Annotated in this window: 12 protein-coding genes; 4 read left to right on the forward strand and 8 right to left on the reverse strand. The window is 42.8% G+C overall.

Features of this window, described 5'->3' with window-relative positions; translation table 11 throughout:
- Window positions 1–126: 126 nt before the first annotated feature.
- The 8 genes from QXD64_07070 to QXD64_07105 form a co-directional block, all read right to left on the reverse strand.
- The gene (locus QXD64_07070; protein ID MEM3397071.1) at window positions 127–753 is read right to left on the reverse strand and encodes a hypothetical protein; all 627 of its coding nucleotides are present in this window, start codon (window positions 751–753) and stop codon (window positions 127–129) included.
- A 156-nt stretch (window positions 754–909) separates the two neighbouring features.
- Window positions 910–1,089 carry a hypothetical protein gene (locus QXD64_07075; protein ID MEM3397072.1) on the reverse strand — a complete coding sequence of 60 codons (180 nt, stop codon included), beginning with the start codon at window positions 1,087–1,089 and terminating at the stop codon, window positions 910–912.
- Between the two features lie 5 nt (window positions 1,090–1,094).
- Window positions 1,095–1,811, reverse strand: a complete 717-nt coding sequence (locus QXD64_07080) for a hypothetical protein (protein ID MEM3397073.1) — start codon at window positions 1,809–1,811, stop codon at window positions 1,095–1,097.
- A gap of 149 nt (window positions 1,812–1,960) precedes the next feature.
- The gene (locus tag QXD64_07085) at window positions 1,961–2,149 is read right to left on the reverse strand and encodes a hypothetical protein (GenBank protein ID MEM3397074.1); all 189 of its coding nucleotides are present in this window, start codon (window positions 2,147–2,149) and stop codon (window positions 1,961–1,963) included.
- A 5-nt stretch (window positions 2,150–2,154) separates the two neighbouring features.
- Window positions 2,155–2,994, reverse strand: coding sequence for a hypothetical protein (locus tag QXD64_07090; GenBank protein MEM3397075.1), 840 nt, complete (start codon window positions 2,992–2,994; stop codon window positions 2,155–2,157).
- Window positions 2,995–2,998: 4 nt separating this feature from the next.
- Entirely contained in the window at window positions 2,999–5,788 is a 2,790-nt protein-coding gene (locus tag QXD64_07095) for a metallophosphoesterase (protein MEM3397076.1), read from the reverse strand.
- Between the two features lie 185 nt (window positions 5,789–5,973).
- On the reverse strand, window positions 5,974–6,825 hold the full coding sequence (locus tag QXD64_07100; GenBank protein MEM3397077.1) for a hypothetical protein: 852 nt from the start codon (window positions 6,823–6,825) through the stop codon (window positions 5,974–5,976).
- 24 nt (window positions 6,826–6,849) lie between these two features.
- Window positions 6,850–13,542, reverse strand: coding sequence for a metallophosphoesterase (locus QXD64_07105; protein MEM3397078.1), 6,693 nt, complete (start codon window positions 13,540–13,542; stop codon window positions 6,850–6,852).
- A gap of 283 nt (window positions 13,543–13,825) precedes the next feature.
- On the opposite strand from QXD64_07105, the gene QXD64_07110 reads away from it, so the two are divergent.
- From QXD64_07110 to ugpC, 4 genes are read left to right on the forward strand one after another with little or no spacing between them, the layout of a single operon-like run.
- Window positions 13,826–18,100 (forward strand): glucodextranase DOMON-like domain-containing protein, encoded by a 4,275-nt coding sequence (locus QXD64_07110; GenBank protein ID MEM3397079.1) that lies wholly within the window; start codon window positions 13,826–13,828, stop codon window positions 18,098–18,100.
- Window positions 18,097–19,329: an extracellular solute-binding protein gene (locus tag QXD64_07115; protein ID MEM3397080.1), complete on the forward strand. Its 1,233-nt coding sequence runs from the start codon at window positions 18,097–18,099 to the stop codon at window positions 19,327–19,329. The genes QXD64_07110 and QXD64_07115 overlap by 4 nt, the downstream gene beginning before the upstream one ends.
- Window position 19,330: 1 nt before the next feature.
- A complete protein-coding gene (locus QXD64_07120; GenBank protein ID MEM3397081.1) occupies window positions 19,331–22,033 on the forward strand; it encodes an ABC transporter permease subunit in 2,703 nt (900 codons plus the stop codon).
- Between the two features lie 6 nt (window positions 22,034–22,039).
- Entirely contained in the window at window positions 22,040–23,140 is a 1,101-nt protein-coding gene (gene ugpC / locus QXD64_07125) for a sn-glycerol-3-phosphate ABC transporter ATP-binding protein UgpC (protein ID MEM3397082.1), read from the forward strand.
- Window positions 23,141–23,174: the final 34 nt, after the last annotated feature.

Raw genomic sequence — 23,174 nt, forward strand, 5'->3', positions numbered from 1 at the left:
GGAGATTGCCATGCATCCCATCCTCCTTCGTTTTTATTCAGGGAATTCTTAGAAATAAATTAAGGTTTAGGAGTTGTGAATAGAACCATGCTGCTTTATATACTAGCACCCCAAATCTTTATGACCCTATTTCTTTCGTAACTTCCAAACTGTGAGAGGTAACACAACAAATAAAAAAACGAGAATTAGGGGGAAGAAAAAGCAGACGAAACAAGGACTCGGAGGTTGAAACCACCTGTATGCATGACCCTCAATATGTGTTTCAGCCTCTATTACTTCCCCGGATGTGCCATTAAGTTGGAATCTTGCCCAATTCATATAGTCCGCAGGGTACACTCCAATCAATACTTGAAAATAAACATACCAGATAGGCCAGTAAAAAGTGTCATTAATCTTACTTATCTGTAATTGCACATATTTTGAAATCTCGTTATCGCCACCTGAAGAATTTGAAAAAAATTCCTGATATCTTCTCTCTTTCTGTACTACTTTCATTATAACATCGCTATCAAGAATATTACTCCAATTTTGCAGGGGAAGGAACTCTGGTACTGTGGCGAAGTCCTCATTAACTTTACCTGAAGAATAGATGGTAATCCGATAAGCCCTGTACCATGTATCATTCCCCTCTCTTACCGCACATGATAAAGCAGTATATGTATATGTCCAAAAAGGAGCCATACCATCTGCATCTGGATAACCTCGAATATTTATTAAAGCCGCATCACTCTTCCATTTTTTCGCTTCTTCCATGCTTCTTTCCAATCCCCAGAAGGCTGTTACTTTCTGCTCTTTCCCTTCTTCCAGGAAAGCGTAGTATCTGTAAAATAGCACACACACAAGAAGAAGCGTGCACACTACAATTACCCATAACCACGAGGTCCTTTTCATAAAGTTAATCCACCTCCTTCATTCCGTAGAGGGTCTGGTTTGCACATATAGTGTATTGTATATGTATTCATATGACTTTTTCTGGTCTGTTGAGGGTGCATGGTCATTGATGTTAGACACTGTTCTATTTTCAAAATAAGCGCTCGTATGATTGTGTCCACAAAACACGGCTTCCACATAAACCTGGTCAAGTGTCATTTCCCTCACACCCTTCCATTTTTCTTTTCCTCCATTTCCCACCTACGCTTCAGCTCCTCATAAGCTTTTTTCTCTTTTTTGTAGCCATATTTCTTTTTAATCCGCCAAACAATCACTGGCACTATAACAAACACACAAAAAAGAATGAGAGGAAACAAGCACAATGTGAAACATGGGTTTCTGAAGGCTGGCGTGTACCAATGATAGGCATACCCATTAATTGCATTCTCTGCATGTATTATTCTCCCTGAAGTGGCATTGATCTTGATAACAGCACAATTTTGAAAATCATCTAAATACAACCCATCCTGAGCCACGAAAGTAACTTCCCAAACAGGCAAATAAGATCCATTGAAGAACTCAAATGGTATATATAATTGCATCTCCTGATACATACTTTCACTTTCGGAAGAATAGAAAAAAAACTCCTGATATTTTGGATGTTCTCTTGCTATTCTCATAGCTACATCGCTATCAATAATATTACTCAAATTTCCAATCGGGATGTATTCTGATACACCCATAGTATATCCTTGCTCAATTTCACCAGAGGAGTAAATTGAGATCTCATAACACTCGTACCATGTGGAATAAGAATCATTTACAGCGGCTGAGGGAGCTGTGTAGAAATACCTCCATAACCAACTTTTTCCATCAACATCAGAAAAACCAAAAATGTTTATTAAAACTGCATCACTCTTCCATTTTTTTGCTTCTTCCATGCTTTTAGATAACAAAGAAAGTGCAGTTATTCTTTTTTCATTTGGTCTTTGGTTTGTATTCTCATAATAGTATCCATAGAAAAGCAAACAAGCAAAGAGAATCAAACAAACGGCTATTACCCACACCCATGATACCCGTTTCGTGGTTTTCACCACCTATCTGTAGAGCTTCTTGTCTGGATATAAAAAGTATTGTAGATGTAATATGCATCTTTCTTTTCTGTTGTGGTGGAATTTGCACCCCAATTGATGTTATATTGCGTCCGGTTTTCAAAATAAGCATTTGTATGATTGTGTCCACAAAACACGGCTTCCACATAAACCTGGTCAAGTGTCATTTCCCTCACACCCTTCCATTTTTCTTTTCCTCCATTTCCCACCTACGCTTCAGCTCCTCATAAGCTTTTTTCTCTTTTTTGTAGCCGTATTTCTTTTTAATCCGCCAAACAATCACTGGCACTGTAACAAACACACAAAAAAGAATGAGAGGAAACAAGCACAATGTGAAACATGGGTTTTGGAATGTTGGAGTGTACCAACGATAGACATGTAGTTCGCTCCCAACCTCTTTCGCTTCAAGGAGTTGTCCAGTTGTTGCATCAATATGTGCTTCAGCATGGCCAATGTTAATTTCATCATATGGATAGCTTGGAGAATTCCAATGTATCCACCATTCTAGTTGACCCGTTGAGGAAATAAAGAGTTGCATATGTTCTATGCAAGCATCTTCTCTCGCTGAGAAAAATTGCCCGAGTGTCTGATTCCTATTCGCAATTTCAATTGCAGTGGTGCTATCAATATACCACTCTTCAATTGTAAATACTGTGGAAAGATTTATCTCTTCATACAGTTTCCACTGGTTAACTTCAATATTCCCTGTTGCAACCACACGTACTATTCCACCTTTATAAACTTGATTAGTTTTTATAAAAATATAAAAATCCCACGTATGAGATTTCCCATCTATTCTATTATCATCCCAGCCTTTTATTATCATTGATAGAAGTATATTTTTTTCCTTTAACTCCATTTTCTCCACAAGCAAAGCAAAAGCTTCTTTGCAGGAGATAGCTGCCTGAGAATTTTTTTCGTAAAAATAGAAGGGCAATCCGCATATAACTAACACAACTAAAATGAATATTACTATACCAACTATTCTCATCCTCTCTTTTAGAATTTTCATTAACTCACCTTTCTGTTGAAGACGAGGTTATTATGTACACCGTAGGCCATCCTAATGGGATAGTGCTCTCCGAAAATCTTGGTGGGGTGTTGATGTTCGTTGGGGAGATTGGAGTTATCGCATTTCCATATTCGTGTTTTTCATGCGTATGTCCACAAAACACGGCTTCCACATAATCTGGGTTCTCTGCAAGAAATTTTACGAAAGGCATATCGTTATCATTCGTCCCAAACATGGGCATAGTCTGGAAATGTCTGAACTCTGGATTACCAACATTCGGTCCGTGAGAAAACACAAACACTCTTTTCCCAGAGTTGTGAGCCTCTTTTATCTCTCCTTCCAACCACCATAACTGCCATGATTCCAAGCCAGTTAATCTCGTGCTAAAATCATCTATACAGCCAGAATCATAAGAAATGAATTCATAATTTCCCCACCTGAAATAATAGTCCTTTATTTGTGAAATGTAGGCGTCATAGGGTGAAATAATACTTCCGTCATGATTTCCTGGTGTGCAAAAAACAGGGAAATTTGCCACTTTAATTATACTTCTTACAGTTTTCATCCCATAGGTATCCCATGGGTCGTCTATTAAGTCTCCTGTAAATAACGCAAATTTAGGCTTATTTATCTCGCCCCGTGGGTTGTTCAGATATTGGATGATTGCATACAATCTCGCCATATGGTAATCTGTAGTGCGCCCACCACCCCCACCAGGCACATCATAGCCCCACCATCGCCTCCCTGCATGGGTATCTGTAAGTTGCACGAAGGTAAATATCTCACTGTAAAATTCTGTAGAACTTGCCACATACAGAGAATGTGCAGACTTAAATCTACCCTCCTGACCAACCACTTCTAAATCATACATATACCCTATAGGAATCTCAGAAAACACAGCCCAGATTTTTGTAAGATATTTGGTGGGCGAAATTGAAGATACACTGCTCGCTGTATATCCATTTCCATATCTCTGGCCACTGCTGAGTGGATAAGCAGTTACTACTACATTTCCACTCACCTTTTTCCCTATCTCTATATACACTGTTACACTTCCACTGTCTCCCCTGACTACAATCTCTGGAACTCCTAAGGTAGGATATTTTAATGTATCTGTTGTTGGCTCAGGCCAGTACATCCATCCAGGTAAATACCCATGCCCATAAATCGGGTCATTGGCACTTGCCAGCTCGCCTTCAGCAACTTCTGTCATAAAATTTAGGTATGTAGTGGAAGTAGAAGTTACAATGCATGTTTCAAATCTCTCACTATATACATTTACCATTCTGAACGATGCCTCCCCTACAGATGTGTATTCTACTGGGTTTGTCCCAAGTGTGTACTCTTGAATGTTAGAGAGTGCATCTCCATCTGGATTCCCGTATGTACCATCAATTCCCACCGCACAGCAAGGATTCAAGCCATATTTGTACTCCCAGCCATCTGGTAAACCATCTCTGTCTGTATCTGCACTTAGCGGATCCGTTCCAATCTCCAATTCTCTCGCCACTGTAAGATTCCAGCCACTCCATTTCTTTCCTGCATCACCAGTACAGAGTCCTGAAGCATCAATGTCAATATCTGACTGCCGAATTTCAAACCATATTTCGCCACAATTGGCAGTTGCATCTCCTTTAGCATGTCCGTATCCATCCTTATCAAACAGGGTGTCATCACCTTCCCATGTGCCTCTTACAATATCATATGCGAGCGTTAAGGTATCTTGCCCTCCTTCTGGATTGATGTCAATGGTTGTCCAAACATCGCCCGTTCTTTTCTTAAGTTTGATATTTTCTAATGTGATTTCTGACAACATCGGAGGAATGTTTGAAAACCGAATTTTCCATTTCCCCTCGCCACCTACCCACTCTTGAGTTATTCCCTCTTCCCTCACAGAAAACTCAAATTTAACTTCATCTATCATTCCTGCCGTGTAAATCTTCCAATCTTTTACCACAAGTTCAACTGCAGTTTTTGGCTGATTTGGTAATGGGTCTATACTGTCTCTTATCCCATCTCCATCCGTATCATACCCATCAACTGAAGTTGAGGGCAACTCTATGATGCTGCATATCAGCGGTGGATGCCCACCACCTCCTCCTCCACCAGTTGCTCTTGGTGAAGGTGCGCATCTGTGTTTCTTCTCTTCAAAATCATTCCAACCATCATTGTCATCATCACAACCTCCTACACATGGGTCTGAACGCACCCAGCAGCGAAGAAGAGAATAATCTGATGTGGAATCCCAATCCCCAAGTCTCTGAAATGAAAATACCTCCCAGCCTCTTATTTCTTCTGCATCTGTTAGGCCATCTCCATCCATGTCTGATGATGCCATGTGAATGGAGTTATCACTCCTTGTCTCTTCTCCTCCTTTTCCGCCAGAGATTATCATATTCACCTTAAATTCATAGGAAACATTTTCTGGCAGATAAATCCCCGTGGGAATTTCATATTCGTGGAGTCTCCCACTTTCCTCAATCTTTGTTGAGTAGACCAAGAATTGGGTCTCTTTATCAAAAATTTCGATAAGATACCCTCTTTCAGTCTCATCAGCACTTTCCCAGTACACCCTTACCCCATTCTCATCTCTCGCTGGCTCGTAGTAGTCCTCCACCTGCAACACCGTGATTGCTGTTTCCGTTGTGAAACTGTGTGGCTGTTCTTTGCTACCATAACTAGCTGTGTATGTCTGACCATCTACCACTGTTGTTGCTACGATGTAGTAATCGTAGTCCTCTGCTGGATTTAGATGGTCCAGCACAACCACATGCACTGTTGTGCTCTCGACCATATAATATTTCCACTGAACATAACAATTCAGGCTCAGGTAATAAAATTCCCGAGAAACTTCCGTAGTAGTTGAAATACTTCGTGTCCATGATATCGTTGCTGAAGTATAACTTCCATCTACTGGTACAGAGGAAAACCCTATACTTGGCAATAATGAATTTCCAAAAATCTGTATATCTACCGCGGTCATAGTTTCCTATCCTCCCATTCAACTTTTCTCCTTTCGTATTCTCTTCTACATTCCTCTTCTTTTTCTCGTCTCCAGTTCTCTATCCACTTTCGTATCATGCCTGTTTTCAGAAGCACTACAGTACCTACGATAAAAATTGTTAGGGTGCCTATACAACACATAAACCAGGGATTTTGTGGGTTGGGTGTGTACCAAAAATATGATGGTTTTTCAATACTTACTTCAAGATTGTTTATTTTTCCATTTTCTGCGTCTATAAACACATGAGCCCAATTGGATCCTTCGTTCATGAAGTACGGTGCACCCTCCCATCCTATATACCATACCCATCTTAGCTGGCTTTCATTTCTTTCTTCTATTAGATATTCTTTTACAAACAACTGCATAGAAATCTCATAGTCTCCACTGCTTTCAATTCCTTTTGAACGAAGTGTAGCATTTTCCCTTGCAATCTTATAAGCTTCATCACTATCTATCTTCCATTTTTTAATCTGGATCTCAGTAATATTATAGGAGAGGATAAACGAGAACTCTTCGGCTGTAACTTTATTCGTAGATAGGGACACTCTATACGAAAAAAAATTTGACTCACCAATCAGAAACCATGCCTCCCACTCAGATGCCCTTCCATCAATAGTGCTATCCGCAAATATTGTAATTAGATAAAACGTATTTTCACCCCACTGCTCTTTGATATGACGCTCTATTATTCTATAAGTCTCTTGAGCGGTAGCCATTCTACTACTATCTTTTGAGAACACTGTAAGAGGTAGTATTAGAATCATTATGCACACAGATACAACTACCAAAATTGTTGCAATTTTTATATGACGCCTTTTCTTTACCATATTTCATTACCCCCCAAATGAAGATTATTTCATATTTTGTGTGGTTATATAAAGAGGATCCCAAGAGAATGGAATCCAGGGTGGAATGCGGGTTTGTCTGCTTAGGTTCATGTTTGAGGGTGTGACAAGGATATCTCCTCCGTAATATCTTATGTGATGTGTATGCCCACTGAACACGGCCTCAACCTTTCCGTTGGCGTTGATGAGATTAATAATATCCTCTCTGTAATTAGTGATACAACCGTGCCCATTTTCATACACAATCGGTGCATGTGTGAAGATGAAGTAATGGCCTATTTGGCTGTTCTGTGTACCCAATTCCGAATTCAGCCAGTTCCATTGAGAGGAAGTTAGACCTGTAACAGTATAGGAAGACAAGTCAAGGCAATACCCTGTGTCTAAGCACAAAAATCGGTAGTTACCATAATCAAAACTATAGTAGTAACCTCCATAGGATAGTGGCCATGTGCCGTCAAACGCCCATGGGTCTAACCACAATCTATATAAATCAACCCATCGCCTATATGGGCTTCCAGGGACACTCCACGCACCCATGTAATAGTCTAACATCTCATGATTTCCTGGTATTGTAAATACAGGGCAGTTTAACATCATAATTGCACCTTTGAATGCTTTCATGGAATTCGTATTATCAGTATCCTGAATTGGAATAACCCCAAGAGACAACCCTCCCCAATCTATTAAATCACCTGTTATTACTACGAACTCTGGTTTCTCAAATATATTGATTCTGTTGATAATTGCACACAAGTGAGCGGTGTGGTAATCCGTGTCACTGCTGCCTGACCACTTGCTCCCAACATGGGTATCTGTTATCTGAATAATTTTGAATATGTTTTTATAGGGGAGTATTCCTAAACAATGCTTTTGAGTAATTGCTATTAAGCTCCCTCCATGAGTCACCCACACAGTTATATCGTACACCCCTTCCTGTGAACCTATTGGATTACATTGAATGTGCCAATTCTGATTTACGCTGTCATATGTTGTGCTGACTATGCTTACTGTATAGTGTGCACTACCATCGCTTTTCAATATTTCCACCACTTCAATCCTGTCCTGACTGAGCACGGATGGAGATAACACAATTTCAAAGTTTGTGTGTAAATTACAATCTACTATTGCAGGTCTTCCAGGTGAAGGGTACAGAATCGTTGGATTTGCTGGCGGAACTGTAGAAAGGTCTATGGGCCCATACAATTTATTATCTCCAGCTAAGTTCTCCCATCTCTCTATTTCTCCTGTTTCTAAATATCTCTCCTCTGTTGTGAACCTACTGTTTACGGTGTCTATCTCAATTACGCGGTAACAAACTTGGCCCGTAATGTGCGAATTTGGTGCACTCCCCAAAAGATATTCTATATAGTTAGAAATCCCATCAACATCCTCATCTTCTTTGCTATCCTCTCTCCTCGGATTTAATCCATTTTTCACTTCCCAACCATCTGGCATTTTATCTTCATCCGTATCCCATTTATCCACATCTGTGCCCACCTTTATTTCCTCCCAGTACCCTAACTCGTCTTCATCTTGGTCCTTACCACAAGACTCAATACTTACACTAATGCTTCCTATACTCCAACTGATATTCTCCCATTCTCCATCTCTTCTTTCTATTCCATTTTCAATTTGCCAGAAATATGTTTTTCCTTCCTTTCTTCCCCAGTACTTTATTGTTTTCTCGTCCTCTCCATACTTAAATTCAATTTCAAGAGGTAGCGACTCCACACCGTAATCATTCCTAAATGAAAAAATCTCTTTTCTCTCTTTATTAACATTATCTATGGAAACTCTTCGGGTGTAATCGCCCACTTTAACAGTGTAGGAAATACCATACTGTGGTCCCCACTTGTATTTCATCCTTACCCTAATACATTCATACCCTACAATAGGATTGATATCGTCTTTGTCATCAACATTGTCGTGGTCTGTATCCTTACCCCTGAGATTCTGAGGAATTCCTGTAAGACCAGGCATTTCTCCCACATTACAGATGAGTGGAGGATGGCCACCACCACCTCCACCACCAACCCCACCAGATGGTTCAAACGGAAATGTTCTTGCCTTTTTCTCCATACTATCCAGCCAACCATCTCCATCAGTGTCTGAATTGTGCCAGGAAGAGGTAACATGCTGAGTGTAATATGGCCAATTAATAGGATTGCCTGGGTCATACTCTATACTCATCGGATACATATAGGTTAGCACATTCCATCCAGCTACTTCTTCCTCATCTGGTAAACCATCTCCATCAGCATCGTTTATCTTACCAACACTCTCTTTTACCACTGTCTTTCCGTTTATTGTTGCAGACACAGAAAACTTATACTCTACATTTCTTGCTAACCCAACATTTTCTGGGATTTCATAACTTTGTATCTCTCCTGCCAATTCCACCTCCGTCTGGTAGATTACATTACTCCCTTCAATAACTCGGATTGCATATTGTATCTTTCCGACAACCCCAGGCATCTCCCACCACACCCTTACCCCATTCTCATCTCTTGCTGGCTCGTAATAGTCCTCTACCTGCAACACCGTGATTGCTGTTTCCGTTGTGAAACTGTGTGGCTGTTCTTTGCTACCATAACTAGCTGTGTATGTCTGACCATCTACCACTGTTGTTGCTACGATGTAGTAATCGTAGTCCTCTGCCGGATTTAGATGGTCCAGCACAACAGTGTGTGTTTTTGTGCTCTCTGCCTTGCTGGAGAGACCCCACCCATAGCCATCCCAATCTGGCTTGTAAATCTTCCACCAGAGCATTGTGTCTGTATTTATGTTCGTTTTCCAGGTAATGGTTGCACTGTTCTCTGTGGCAACTACATTTACATCATTAATCTGGATTTCTGGTATGTTTAGTGGCCCAGAGACCTGCACATCACCTGCCTGAATGTAATACCTGTAATCAGTGTTTTTTGCAAGACCTGTAATTACATTCGTTGAATGACGGATTTTTTGTGTGTAGTAATCCCTCTCATTGTATGTGCCAACTAAATTTCCATTCTGGCGAATTGTTACTGTGTTTTCCGCTGTTGGCACTGTCGTGTCCCACTCAAATCTCACTCCGTCTTGCAGAATGTCTACCACCACATTGGTTATGGAGAGAGAAATAATAAAGGTTTTGGAGGCTGTGCCTGAAGTGCCATCTTCTGCTGTGGCTTTAATTATAATTGTGTACTCCACATTCTGGGAAAGTCCAGAGAGTGAAAGTTCAGTATCCCCAAACAGTAACTTTGTTTCATATTCACAATCTGTAGATGTGTATAGCCAGGCATGGATATCCTGGTATGCATGAGCACCCCAGTTAATATAGAATTCCACCGTTGCAGTGCTTATTGAAGTGATTTTCACCTGGTAAATCGTTACCTGCGGTCCTTCCATGCTCGCCATAATATCCATATTTGTTTCCTTCATTATGCCAATTGCTGTGACCTCACTGACCCAGATGCCCTCCGTCTTCGGCCTTATATCTTCTTTCATCTTCTTGACTGCTCCTCTTGTGTTCCCTGCTTCCAGCATGTTCGCAACTGCTTCATACTTATTATCCAGTGTATTCTTTTGCTGTGTTGCATTTCCGCTGAATGCAGTATCTGGCAATGCCAGAAGTGTCGTCTGAGCAGTTTCCACTTGCTCTGTTGCCTCAGGCACCCTATCTGCATACCTCACAATTCCCTCTGCGCTTTTCATAAGCAACCTTGGATTTCCGCTCAAATCCGTGCAGAGACCAATGGAAGTGTAGCCAGCGTATGGTGTACCATCACTGTAATACCCATAAATCTCGCCTTCATGCACATCTGTCACTTTTTGCCATAATGCCACATTTCTTCCAAAGCTATCATACTTCAAATAGTTTACATTCCAGTAATAATTCTCATTGCTCAAATAAATCACATGCACATTCTTTCTTGTGTCCAATCCAATCTTTGGCTCTTTCGCATTCCCACATCCAAATGTGATTCGTTTCGTGTCCCAATTCTCGCCAGCATCCCTGCTGTATTTCATATAGAGCTGATAAAATCCAGTTTCATTGTCTGCATAAACAACCCAGATTTGTTTCCCGAAGGTAGCCACATCAAAACCATAGTAAGGACTGCCAGAAAGTGTGGCAATCTCCTTGCTCAGCATCCAGCTCTCAGTTTTCTCATAACACAGAATCCTGGAGGCCTTCATAAGCATCGTTTTCACACTGCAATATAGATTTCCATCCACAAATTTTGCCTTTCCTACTATTTTCTCATCACCGTAACCTAAGTTCACCCATGTCGGGTTTCCATCCAGCTCCCATACCCACTTTTTCAGACGAAAGTCATAATGCCACACCTCATTCCATTCATAAACTGCAAAACTATCAAATGCTGTCAGGAAGAAATGGAAATTCTGGAGCACAGGGCTGGAAACAGGGCTTTCCGAACGCAAAACAAATCTCACGCTGAATTCTGTGGTTTCTGTTGTGAAATTGTACACCTGCCCTTTTTCTATTCTCGCAAACTCGTTTTCATAACTCACTGTTGTAGAAATTGTGCCAGTGCCATACCAGTGTGGTGTAAATGTGATTGGAAACACCTGCCCTGCAAAATGATATTCGCAACTCCCTTCCTCATAGTACACATAAATTCTTTCCAGCACGCTCCATTTCACCGCACTCACAGAATAAACTGTAAAATTATCAAAATAGCCAGCACCGTATGCATCTGCTGGATTGCCTTCAATGTCTCCAATCCTTATTTTGGCTGTAAGCACCTCTGGCCTGTAATACATCCCGCAATACACATTATCAAGAAATACATAGAAGTAAGGCACAGAATACACAACCCGGAGGTTATGCCATTGATTCCGCCAGATGTATGTGATAAATGAATAGTTGCCTGAACTATCCGCATACATCATGCTCCCGTACTCATCACTCCTCGAATAATTCCTCTCCACACCAATTCCCCAGTCCGCACCTTTCAACAACCAGAACATCTGGTTATCATAATAAGGCAACATGAAATCAATTGAGAATTCAAATTCTGCAATTCCAACTGGTGGCAAGAAGCTGGGTGATTCTGCGTAGCCATAGCCAGAGCGATTTGCCCTTGTGTCTATGTGCAATTTGCCTCTGGTGATTTCTACAACATTTGCTTCAGAGACATTCAAATACCAGCCATCAACACTCTCAAATCCAGTGGAATAAAGCATATTTCCTCGCCTGTAATCAACAATTTTGTAGTAATACACTGCATCCTTTGCACCAAATTCATCTACACCACCAAACAAATACACATCCACTCCCTCGCGAATTCTACAGGCACTCAAGCCAAAAACTGGCTCCTCAAGCACTCCCACAATCTTTGGTTCTTCCCATGGATAGCTCCAGGGTTGGAAATAGCATTCTATGATTTTATCTGTTATTCCATGTGGAGTCCTCCCACCAAATATGTAGAGCGTGTTTCCAGCCATGTAATAACCCATATCGGCAACACCAAATGGCAACGCTTTGCTTTCTATGTAACTCATCCCATCATGCATCCAGATTTTGTAAGTTTTGTTTACAAATTGCTCACCTGAAAGCCCTCCAAAAATGAAGAGGCAATCGCCGTTCATCACAGCACCCATGTGCGAATAATTGGTTGGAATTTCCCAGATTCTTGGTTTTACCTCAATGCTCATTGTATCAAATCTGAATCGCCAGAATTGGTCTATGCCACCAGGCAAAATCCAGACCGCATCAAATGGAATTATTGCAGAGCCCTGATGGACTGCTGCAGCACCAAATGCCATCGGTTGGGGGAGCTTGAGTGGGAGCATTTCTATTGTGTAGTTTTGAAGCCAGAAACGAACAATTCCATCTGTATAATTCCCGAGTTCGGTGCAACCACCTGCAATGTAAACCGCATCTCCGTATGCAAAAGCCACATGACCAAAAAAAGGGTACGGGAGAAAGCCAACAACCTCAATTTTCATTGTTGATGTATCAAATCTGTAGATTTCTATTTTACCATGGATGCCATCCTCTGTGCCACCAAAAATGTAAATGGAGTTGCAATAAGCAACAGTTTGGGTATAGTAAAGTCCAGAGAGTAATGCAAGTGGATGTTTCGCCAGCATAATTCCATCACCACTTACCTCAGCGTTCTCCAGCAAGAACTGATTCTGATTTGGATACACAGAAAGCTCTGTAAGATTCTGTAAACCAATCCTTGCAGTTGCATAAGCAGTTTCTTCACTCTCAATCCCTGTGCAGTTCACATACACACTTGGATTAATCCCATAGCCAATGTATGCTGTTTGCCAGGAGTAGGTGGAGGTTTTGCTGTAATAAACATAGGTGGAGTAATTGGCAAGTGTGTAGGCAATGAGATGCCAGCAATTGCTTAATCCATAATCCAGCGCAATTACTGGTAAAGGAGAGTTAACTAAAACTATTTTGTTCAAATTCGTTGCACTTGTGAAATTTGCATAGCACAATGTGGTGTTATTCTCAACCCAGACCGCATGGTATTTGCTACCATCAGTTTTGATGACAGGCCCAGCTGTAACATTGCCAGAAAGTTGGAATGGCAATGACCATGCGACTGCTGGCTCTATGGAGTTCGCACCAGTTGTATTCTCAATGTTCCCGTTTCCTGCCTTTGCACCCTCTGCATTCTCTCCCTGAGGAAGATGAAAACACAGCACCAAAACGATTAATATTGCTAACAGTTTCTTCATAATTATAAGTAATGTTTTTTTTTTATATATAAAGTTTTCGCTTGAGTTTGGCATTTTTTGTATCTCTTAATGAGTTTGCATGGCTTGTCTCAATCTGATTGTTCATGAAACTGCATCAAAAAATGTTGTAAGCAATTGAAAATCCACTTTTTGGTTCCCTTGTGTTCATTTGCGAAATCTGTATTTTGCGAGTTCTACCTTAAGTGGGAGTTATAGTCAAGTGCAAAAGTTGCTGCACCCATGCAGGCAATCTTTATTACCCTCAAATAAATACAGCCATACGATGAGGTTTAGAATTACGCTCCCCTTGGTTCTCCTCCTTCTCATACCTCTCCATGCTGCAACAGCCACCACACCCAACACAATCACAATAGATGGTTCCCTTGTAGAATGGCAGGCAGATGAGCTCATGGGAATTTCAAACGAAAAAAAACTCTATCTCACATGGGATGCTCAAGCCCTCTACATTGGCTGGAATGGAACCGATTTCGGTGTTGAGGGGGACCTCTTCATTTACCTAAATACCACGGCAGGAGGTAGTTTTGCAGGCAAGGACTGGTATGGGATTCACACCCTGCCCTTTGAAGCTGACTATCTTTTCTGGGTGGAAAACGGGGCACAGAGCACAAATTATGGACTTGATAAATACGCTAATGGCTGGACCACTGTAAGTTTCACAGGGCAAACCTACATCGGCTGGAGTGGAAATCCAAACACAGAAATCAAAATTCCGTTTTCAGACATTGGTATTCCAACTACGCTCTCTCTTCTTGTCTTTGCTCAGTGGGAAGAGGCCCAGAATGTCTGGGCAGCATTTCCAACAAACAACACACCTGTTGGTTCTGGCCCTGAGACATTTACATACTACTACCAATTCCCACTCACAACCTCAATTTCACCAAACGCTCCCAACTACATAATGCAGAGCACAACAAACGATACGCAACCACCAATGGTCAAATTCATTCAGCCACTGGAAAACGAAGTCATAACCCTGAGCTTCTACAACATCACAATTGAGGCAACTGATAACACAGGGATAAAAAGCGTTGAGGTTTCAATAGACAGCAGTGCCTTCCAGCCCTGCCCAAAATCTGGAAATTACTACATCTACCAGTGGAGTATTACTACTGAAGGCAGCCATACACTGAACGCGAGGGCAACGGACATAGCAGGAAATACTGCCTCTGCTATTGTTAACTGCACATTCAAGCGGGAAAGTAACCCAAACGCAATAAAACTTGCGATAATCTGGCACATGCATCAGCCAATGTATAAAAACATGGCAACAGGGAGATACGAGCTACCCTGGACAAGGGTGCATGCAGTTCAGGAATACCTTGACCATCCACTCATCCTCCAGAAGTATCCAAATGTGAAGGTCATTTACAACTTCGTGCCTTCCCTTATGGAACAAATCGAAGACATAAATAAATCTGGCTATACAGACCCGCACTGGGAGCTTGCACTCAAGGAGAACACCCAACTCACACTTGAGGAGCGAAAGAAAGTCCAGAAGGAGTTTTTCTGGCTCGCGGCATGGCAGTTCAGAGACACGGATAATGCTAACAAGCGCTACAAACAACTTTCAGAGATTGTGGATAGTGGAAGAGATTTGAACGACCAGGAACTACTTGACTTGAAGGTGCTTTACTTTCTCCTCCAGATTTCCAAGCCGTATGTAAAGGGAGAATTTTCTGGAGTTTCTGGCGACCCTGAACTCTGGGCATTGCGAAATAAAACAGGAAATTACACAAAATCAGACCTTGCCCTCGTTCTTACCAAACAGAAAGAAATTGCTGATAAGGTGCTTCCGCTCTACAAACAGCGACTTGATGCTAACCAGTGTGAGATTTCCACAACGCCTTACTACCACCCAATCCTCCCCTTGCTTCTGATGGATAACTGGACGGGTTCAATAAGTAACATGAAAGTTGTTAAAGGCGTCTGGCGAGAAGATGCATTGACACATTTAAGAATGGCGAGAGCGAAATACAGTGAGGTATTTGGCACAGAACCAGTTGGGCTCTGGCCCTCTGAAGAAGCGGTCTCTCCTGCTGCAATTGAGGTTATCGCAGATACAAATTTCACCTGGCTTGTGACAGATTCAAGAATCATTGACAACACCCTGGAGCCAATGGGCATAGATGTAATAAACCAGAATGCAGGCGACTATGTGGTGAATCCACCTGCACTCTACAAGCCCTATGTGGTCAACATAAACGGGAAAAAAGTCGTTGCGGTTTTCAGAGATAGAACAATCTCTGACAGAATTGCGTTCCAGTATGGACACATGGATGCAGATGCCGCCGTTGAGGAGTTAATTAAATACATCTATGAAATGGGCAACCGACTGCCAGATAAAAGAAACTCTGTAATTACAATTGCCGCAGATGGAGAAAACTGGATGTTCTGGGATGATGCTGGCTACGAAAACAACGGTAGAACATTCCTGGAAAAACTTTATGCCAGGTTGAATGTTGAGACGGGCATAGAGACCGTGCTCCTCAAGGACTTCCTTGCTAAAAATCCACCGAATACTGAAATAAAGACCATCGCAACTGGCTCCTGGATAAATGGAGATTTAGAAACTTGGAGAGGTGAACCAGATGAAGATATTGCCTGGCAACGGCTTGCAAGTGCCAGAAAGGCGGTTGTGGACTACGAAATTTCACATCCGAACTCCAGCGAGGTAAGGAAGGCCTGGGAGAGTATTTATCCGGCAGAGGGAAGCGATTGGTTCTGGTGGTATGGCACAGACCAGACCACAAGAGACGAGGACATGTTTGATCGGCTCTTCAAGATTCACCTTGTGAATGTTTACAAAGCGATAGGGCTCCAGCCCCCAATAGAACTCACAGCAGAACTCCGCACTCCGAAGGAGCCGGAGAGAGTGGGAAAGAGTGGACTCTTCAAACCGGTGCTGGACGGGACAATGAACCAGACGGAATGGGCTGATGCTGCTGGATATTTGTGTGTGCCGAACAACCTTGGAATTGAAGAAATAGCCATCGGTGCAGATACCCAGAACATTTACATTGGATTGAAAATGCCATCTGAGAATCTCATTGAAAATTCCGAAATCCTGGATTTGAGCATTTACATTTCATCTCCTAGTCCTGCAGACATGAATGTACCAATGACCAATTTTCTACCCCTTGGTGGCAATGACTCCCTCGGCTTCCCGATAAAATGGAAGGCGAAAATTTTGCCTGAAACACGACTGGAAACTGGTGAGACAAAAATAGCAATTTTCAGAGCCGGCTCAGAAGGACGCTGGATTTTCTCAATTGCTTCGCAAACCAGTTATCTTGGAAAAAATGTAGAGATTGCACTCCCAATAAGTTCAATTGAGACCAATCCAAGGCAGAAGGTGTTTATTGCAGTGGTGAGTGCTCATCTGGTTAATTCCGTATGGCAGAATGCAGAATACATATCAGGCAGAGAGCCAATTGAACTCTTGATTCCCTCAGATATGGCAAGAGAATACATTCTCAACATCACATCCAGCCCACTTTCTAACCCATCTGGAATTGTAGAGGAGGAGCACGATGATTATGGCCCAGGCACTTACGAATATCCTACCTCGAACGAGATGGCACCCAACACTGGCTTATTTGACATCACAGCCCTCTACATCTACAACAGCACATCTGAACTAATCTTTGAATTCCATTTCAGAGAGATGGGACTTGTGCAGGATGGAAAACCAATCTGGAATCCGCCCTACAATTTTCCGCACCAGATTATCAACATCTACATAGATATTGACAGGAAAAACGGTTCTGGGAAAACGGAGTGCCTGGAAGGGGCCAATGCCTTAATCAGAGAGGACTTTGCCTGGGAAGTTGCGGTGTCTGCAAGGGGCTGGGATGTGTATGCAATGCTTGGCGATGAGAAAGTTCGCACGGGCGTGACTGCAGATGCTGACTGGAATAGCACCGCTAAAAAATGGGATAACAACACAGTTTATGTGCGCATCTCACTTTCCTTGATTGGCCAGAATTTCCGAGATTATGGTTATGTGATTGTTGTTGGAAGCCAGGATGAGTATGGGCCTGGAAAATGGCGGAGTGTGAATGCCCAGAAAGAGCGGTGGAGGTTTGGTGGAGGCACCGATGGCGATGTTGACCCAAACATAATTGATATGATTGTGCCTGCTGGCTATTCGCAAAAAAATCTTTTGAACTATGATGCTGGTACAGGCAAAAAAGCTGTGCTCGTGGGAATCACGCTCCCTGCAAAATCGCAGGATGGCCCGCAGAACCAGACCACTGAAAACAAGACGGAAGAAAGTGGGCTGAGCAAAATTCTGAAAGATTTTACGCCGGCCATTCTGGTTTCCTGTTTCGGCTTTGCCGCTCTCTTCGTTGAGTTTGGGTTGAGGCATCGCAAAAAAAAGAGAAAGCTAAATGTAAAAACTTTAGTGGAGGAGCGATTGAAGAAAGGGTCTGAGTTAGATGAGATTGAACTTGAACTGCAAGAGCGTCTTCTGTGCGAGGAAATCAGTGAACTGGAGTATAGGGAAGGAATGCAGATGTTGGAGGGAAGAAAATGAAGACAGGTGTGGTCGCTGTTACTGTGATTCTTCTTGTGGCTACCGTTTTCTATTTTGCTTTTGCTACACAGACCAGCGGAGTTGAAAAACAGGAACGAATTGTGCTCTGGCACACCTTTGCAGATAAGGAAAAAGATGTGTTTCTGAAAATTGTGGAAAGCTACAGAGCCAGAGCTGGAATTGAGATTGATGTGCAACAGCAGGACTATTCAAGTGCGGTCTCAAAATTCATTGCCCATGCGTCTGCAGGTAACCCCCCAGACATACTGAGAGTGCCGAATGACCGCCTCGGAGAACTTGCAAGCAAAGGTTATCTTGAGCCCCTCAACCAGTTTATTTCCCCAGCCCTGCTTTCTCAATACTATCCTGAAGCAATACGGGCAATGGAATACGATGGAAAACTGTATGCTTTGCCCGCAAGCATTGACTGTCTCATGCTCATCTACAACAAGGACATTTTTGACATGAATGGGCTGGAATACCCGTCTGAGAATTGGAGTTTAGAAAAGGTTGTTGAAACAGGGAAAAAACTTACGACGAGCGAGCACTTCGGATTCGTTTTTCCAGTCCAGATTTCTTATTGGTATTTTCCTTTCATGCTTGGTTTCGGAGGCAAAATTTTTGATGAGAATGGGATGCCTGAGGTAAATTCCTACGAGGCGGTGAGAGCTGCAGAATACATTGTTAACTTGATGAAAGTTGCGAAGATAATGCCAGACACACCTGTGGATGAACTCAAAATGCTCACCCTTTTCCAGCAGCAGAAGGCAGCAATGATTGTTTGCGGCCCCTGGAAAATTCCAGAAATTAGAGATGCAGGAGTGAACTTTGGAATGTGCCCATTACCGCTGATTGAGGAAACTGGCAAGAGGGTTTCACCACTTGTTGGGTATAAAGGGTATGCAATTTCAAAAGATTCAAGGCACAAGCTGGAGGCATTCAAGTTCATTACCTATCTCACAGGTGCAGAGGCCTTGGTAAAATTCTGCATTCCAACCAACACAATGCCTGCAAACAAAAAGGCAATGGAGAATGCCACACTTGCAAATCTTGCAGTGGTCAAGGCGGTAAAGAAACAGTTCGAGTATGGCACACTGTTTCCCACTGCCCCGCTCATGATTGTTGTTGGAGAAAAGGTGAGTGATGCACTTGCTAAAATTGTGCAAGGGGAAGAGCCACAAAAAGCATTGGATGAGGCACAGGCACTGATTATGAAGGAGATGGGATAGAATGAAGGCACTCAGTTTTGCTCTCGGTCTTCTTATTCTCCTCTCAGGGTTTGCTCAAGCTGTGAGTGTGGACAACACTGGCAGTTATTCCTGCAAAATTGTCTGGGATTCAAAGGGTGCTGGAGAGTATAGAATTCTACTCATCGGGAATGAGACAACAGTTTACGATACTGTGTTCGCAGACCTGCGTGCTGATGAACTGGCTCTTTATGAAACCTACTTCTTTGAAGTGGAATTTACATGGCAAAATGGCACGAAGGCAAGAGCTGTTGCGATAAACGGCAGTGCCCATGTCCCAGCTGATGCAAAAACCATTGCCTACAACCTCACAGGGCTTTCACCCACAACAAACTACAGGTTGGAAGTGAGACATGGAAATGATGTTGAAAGCATTGAGTTTACAACACTTGCAGAGGTTGTCCAGCTTCCGAAAAACGACCTGAGTGTTTATGCTGTGCTTGCAGTCGTTGTTGGTTCTTTTGCACTTCTGATTGGCTGGCTTGCAAAGATGGAAAAGAAAAAGTTGAGAAGTGCCTACATTTACATTGCCCCTGCATTGCTCGGGCTCGTACTGTTGACATTTTACCCTGTGCTCTATGGTTTCTTTCTCTCCTTCACCGACTACTCTCTTTCCTATAGCCAGGAATACAATTTCGTTGGACTTGAGAATTATCTGAATGTGCTTTTCACCCCTGATTTCTCGCTCGTGCTCACCACCACAATTATATGGACTGTGGGTTGCGTGGCTTTGCATGTTCTGATTGGGATTTTCCTCGCGGTTCTTTTGAATAGGAAAATAAAAGGAAGAGTGGTTTATCGAGCAATCCTCTTGCTGCCCTGGGCTGTGCCCTCCTACATTTCTGTGCTGACATGGCGAAGCATGCTGGAATATGGCGGTGCACTCTCAACACCGTTTAACAGTTTCCTTGGCACAAACATTGACTTTCTCAATTCAATGCCCTGGGCTCTAGTCGCTGTGATAATGGTGAATGTCTGGCTCGGTTTTTCCTACATGATGATGGTTTTCAGTGGTGCACTGCAAGGAATTCCTGAGGAACTTTACGAGGCAGCGGATGTGGATGGATTTTCAAGATGGCAAAAATTCCGCTACATTACTTTGCCTTTGCTCAAGCCGGCCATAATTCCCGCTGCATTGCTTGGCTTCATTTGGACTTTCAACATGTTCAATGTGATTTACCTGCTCACTGGAGGAGGGCCAGTTGGAAAGGTGGGTGTGAGCGCTGGTTCAACCGACATTCTGATAACTTTTGTTTATGACCAGGCATTTCTTTATTGGAGGATTGGGTTTGCTGCTGCCTACTCTGTTGTTATCTTCATGATGTTGCTTGCCTTCTCAGTAATCTATCTGCGTGCTGGAGGCGGTGGAGAAAGCGTTTACTTCACTGCTAGAAAGAACTCGTGGCTTTCCGCAGAAGTTGGAACAAGGATTGTGCTTTACGCAGTGGGTGTAGTTTATCTAGCCGCATTTCTCGGGATTGCTTTCGCAGGTACAAACTTTGCTGGCATTCATTATCAAAATCTGCTCGGAATTGGTTTTATCTTCTCTGCCCTGCTGATAGCACTGAAATATAGAGAAGGAATTGCCATTGCCAAGCTCTTTGCGTTATTTGACTTCATTGTGTCGCTAGCAGTAATTGTCTGGTATGCTACAGTGAAACCTGCAGAAATTGTGGCTGGAGTAAATTTGATGCTGTTTGCAGATGTTGTTGTGCTTTATCTGACAGGCAAAATCTGGTTTGAAAAGAGTTTTGGAGCTGCAGAACCGATAGAGCGGATGCTTGCATTACCGAAGAGAGGTTTAACAAAAATCGGGGAGGTAATTGGAAGCATAAGAATAGAGATGGGGATAAGGAAAAAGAAGCTGGTTGAGGATGCAATAGTGCACTTGATTCTCCTCCTCTTCTCAATTCTTGCACTCCTGCCAGTTGTAGGAATAATCGGGACATCGCTCTGGCCTGGGAATGTGCGAGTTTCGCTCGCAGTTCCCTCTGCAGTAAGCATGGAGCACTATACCCATGTGCTTTATGAAACCCAATTCTTTATCTGGCTGAGAAATAGTTTGCTGGTTGCTGGGGGCACAACCATCCTCGGAATTTTACTTGCTACCACTGCTGCATATGCGTTCTCAAGATTCAATTTCAGAGGCAAAAAAGGGTTTATGCTCTCCTTCCTTGTGGTCCAGATGTTTCCAGGCGTTATCATCCTCATTCCATACTACATTCTGATGCGTCAGCTCGGACTTGCTAACACATTTATTGGGCTGATTCTGGCTTATGCGGTTACTGCCTTGCCTCTCGCTGTCTGGATGATAAAGGGTTTCTTTGATACGATTCCGCCAGACCTTGAAGAGAGCGCAATGGTGGATGGTTGTGGGAGAGTAAGTGCGTTTTATAGAGTTGTGCTTCCGCTTGCAAAACCGGCAGTTGCAGTTGTGGCTCTATTTTCCTTCCTTGCTGCCTGGAACGAGTTCGTGCTCGCCTACACCTTCATGAGCGATGAGAGCATGTACACACTCCCTGTAGGCTTAACATCATTCGTTGGTGCTGGTGGCATGCAGACCACTGCGGACTGGGGCAGTTTTGCTGCAATGTCAGTGCTTGTTGCAATTCCAGTGTGTTTGCTCTTCATCGTGTTCCAGAAGTATCTGGTCTCTGGCTTAACAAAAGGTGGTGTAAAGGGGTAGATAAAAATGGCAGAAGTGGTGCTTGAACATGTGTGCAAGAAATATGGTTCGTTTGTGGCTGTGGATGACTTCAATCTGACAATTCCACATGGAGAGTTCTGCGTGCTTGTCGGGCCTTCTGGCTGTGGGAAGACAACAGTGTTGAGGATGGTTGCGGGTCTTGAAGATGTCACGAGCGGAAAAATCTGGCTTGATGGGAAGGTGATTAATGAGTTGCCTCCAAAAGACAGAGATATTGCAATGGTTTTTCAGAGTTATGCACTTTATCCACATCTGAGAGTGTATGACAACATAGCGTTCCCGCTGAAAATAAGGAAGATGCAGAAAAAGGAGATAGAGGAGAGGGTGTTGCGGGCTGCAAAGATTCTCGGGATTGCTGAGCAGTTAGATAAAAAACCAGCAGAGTTAAGTGGTGGACAGAGACAGCGGGTGGCAATGGGTAGAGCGATTGTGCGGGAGCCAAAAGTGTTTTTGTTTGATGAGCCGCTGAGCAATCTTGATGCAAAAATGAGGGTGCAGATGCGAGTTGAACTTGCAAAACTCCATAAAATGCTTGGCACAACAATGGTTTATGTGACCCATGACCAGGTTGAGGCAATGACGCTCGGAGAGAAAGTCGTGGTGATGAACAAAGGGAAGATAATGCAGTTTGGGAAGCCAGACAAGCTCTATGATAAGCCAATGAATTTGTTTACAGCTGGTTTTATTGGCTCGCCCCCTATGAATTTTCTGAACTGCGTGCTTTCGCAGAAACCAGATGGGATTTATCTTGTAAAAGATGATTTTAACTTGAGATTGCCTGATGGAGTTGAAAAGGTGATTGGGAACTTTGTTGGCAGTGAGGTTGTACTGGGAATAAGGCCAGAGGATATCTACGATAAGTTGTTTGCAGTTGGGGCGACGCCTTACAACACCTTCCGCATTCGTGTGGATGTGCGTGAGACGATTGGCTCTGATGTTTTCATTTATTTCCCAATTGCAGGGACAAACTTTGTAGCTAGAGTTATGCCCAAATCAAAGGCAGAAAGTGGGCAGGAAATGGAAATTGTATTTGACACCCAGAAACTCCACATATTTGATAGAAAGACAGGAGATAGATTGTGGTAATAAGGGGGAGGGGGTGCGTTTCCATTGGAGACAA

The organism is Thermoplasmata archaeon (genome assembly GCA_038874435.1).
In the GTDB taxonomy this organism is placed as follows: Archaea; Thermoplasmatota; Thermoplasmata; order Lutacidiplasmatales; family SKW197; genus SKW197.

Bases quoted from the DNA above. Each gene is read 5' to 3' on its own strand.
- QXD64_07090 (MEM3397075.1), bottom strand. From the start codon at position 2,994: ATGAAAATTCTAAAAGAGAGGATGAGAATAGTTGGTATAGTAATATTC.
- ugpC (MEM3397082.1), top strand. From the start codon at position 22,040: ATGGCAGAAGTGGTGCTTGAACATGTGTGCAAGAAATATGGTTCGTTT.
- QXD64_07085 (MEM3397074.1), bottom strand. From the start codon at position 2,149: ATGACACTTGACCAGGTTTATGTGGAAGCCGTGTTTTGTGGACACAAT.
- QXD64_07100 (MEM3397077.1), bottom strand. From the start codon at position 6,825: ATGGTAAAGAAAAGGCGTCATATAAAAATTGCAACAATTTTGGTAGTT.
- QXD64_07070 (MEM3397071.1), bottom strand. From the start codon at position 753: ATGGAAGAAGCGAAAAAATGGAAGAGTGATGCGGCTTTAATAAATATT.
- QXD64_07075 (MEM3397072.1), bottom strand. From the start codon at position 1,089: ATGACACTTGACCAGGTTTATGTGGAAGCCGTGTTTTGTGGACACAAT.
- QXD64_07115 (MEM3397080.1), top strand. From the start codon at position 18,097: ATGAAGACAGGTGTGGTCGCTGTTACTGTGATTCTTCTTGTGGCTACC.
- QXD64_07105 (MEM3397078.1), bottom strand. From the start codon at position 13,542: ATGAAGAAACTGTTAGCAATATTAATCGTTTTGGTGCTGTGTTTTCAT.
- QXD64_07095 (MEM3397076.1), bottom strand. From the start codon at position 5,788: ATGGTCGAGAGCACAACAGTGCATGTGGTTGTGCTGGACCATCTAAAT.
- QXD64_07120 (MEM3397081.1), top strand. From the start codon at position 19,331: ATGAAGGCACTCAGTTTTGCTCTCGGTCTTCTTATTCTCCTCTCAGGG.
- QXD64_07110 (MEM3397079.1), top strand. From the start codon at position 13,826: ATGAGGTTTAGAATTACGCTCCCCTTGGTTCTCCTCCTTCTCATACCT.
- QXD64_07080 (MEM3397073.1), bottom strand. From the start codon at position 1,811: ATGGAAGAAGCAAAAAAATGGAAGAGTGATGCAGTTTTAATAAACATT.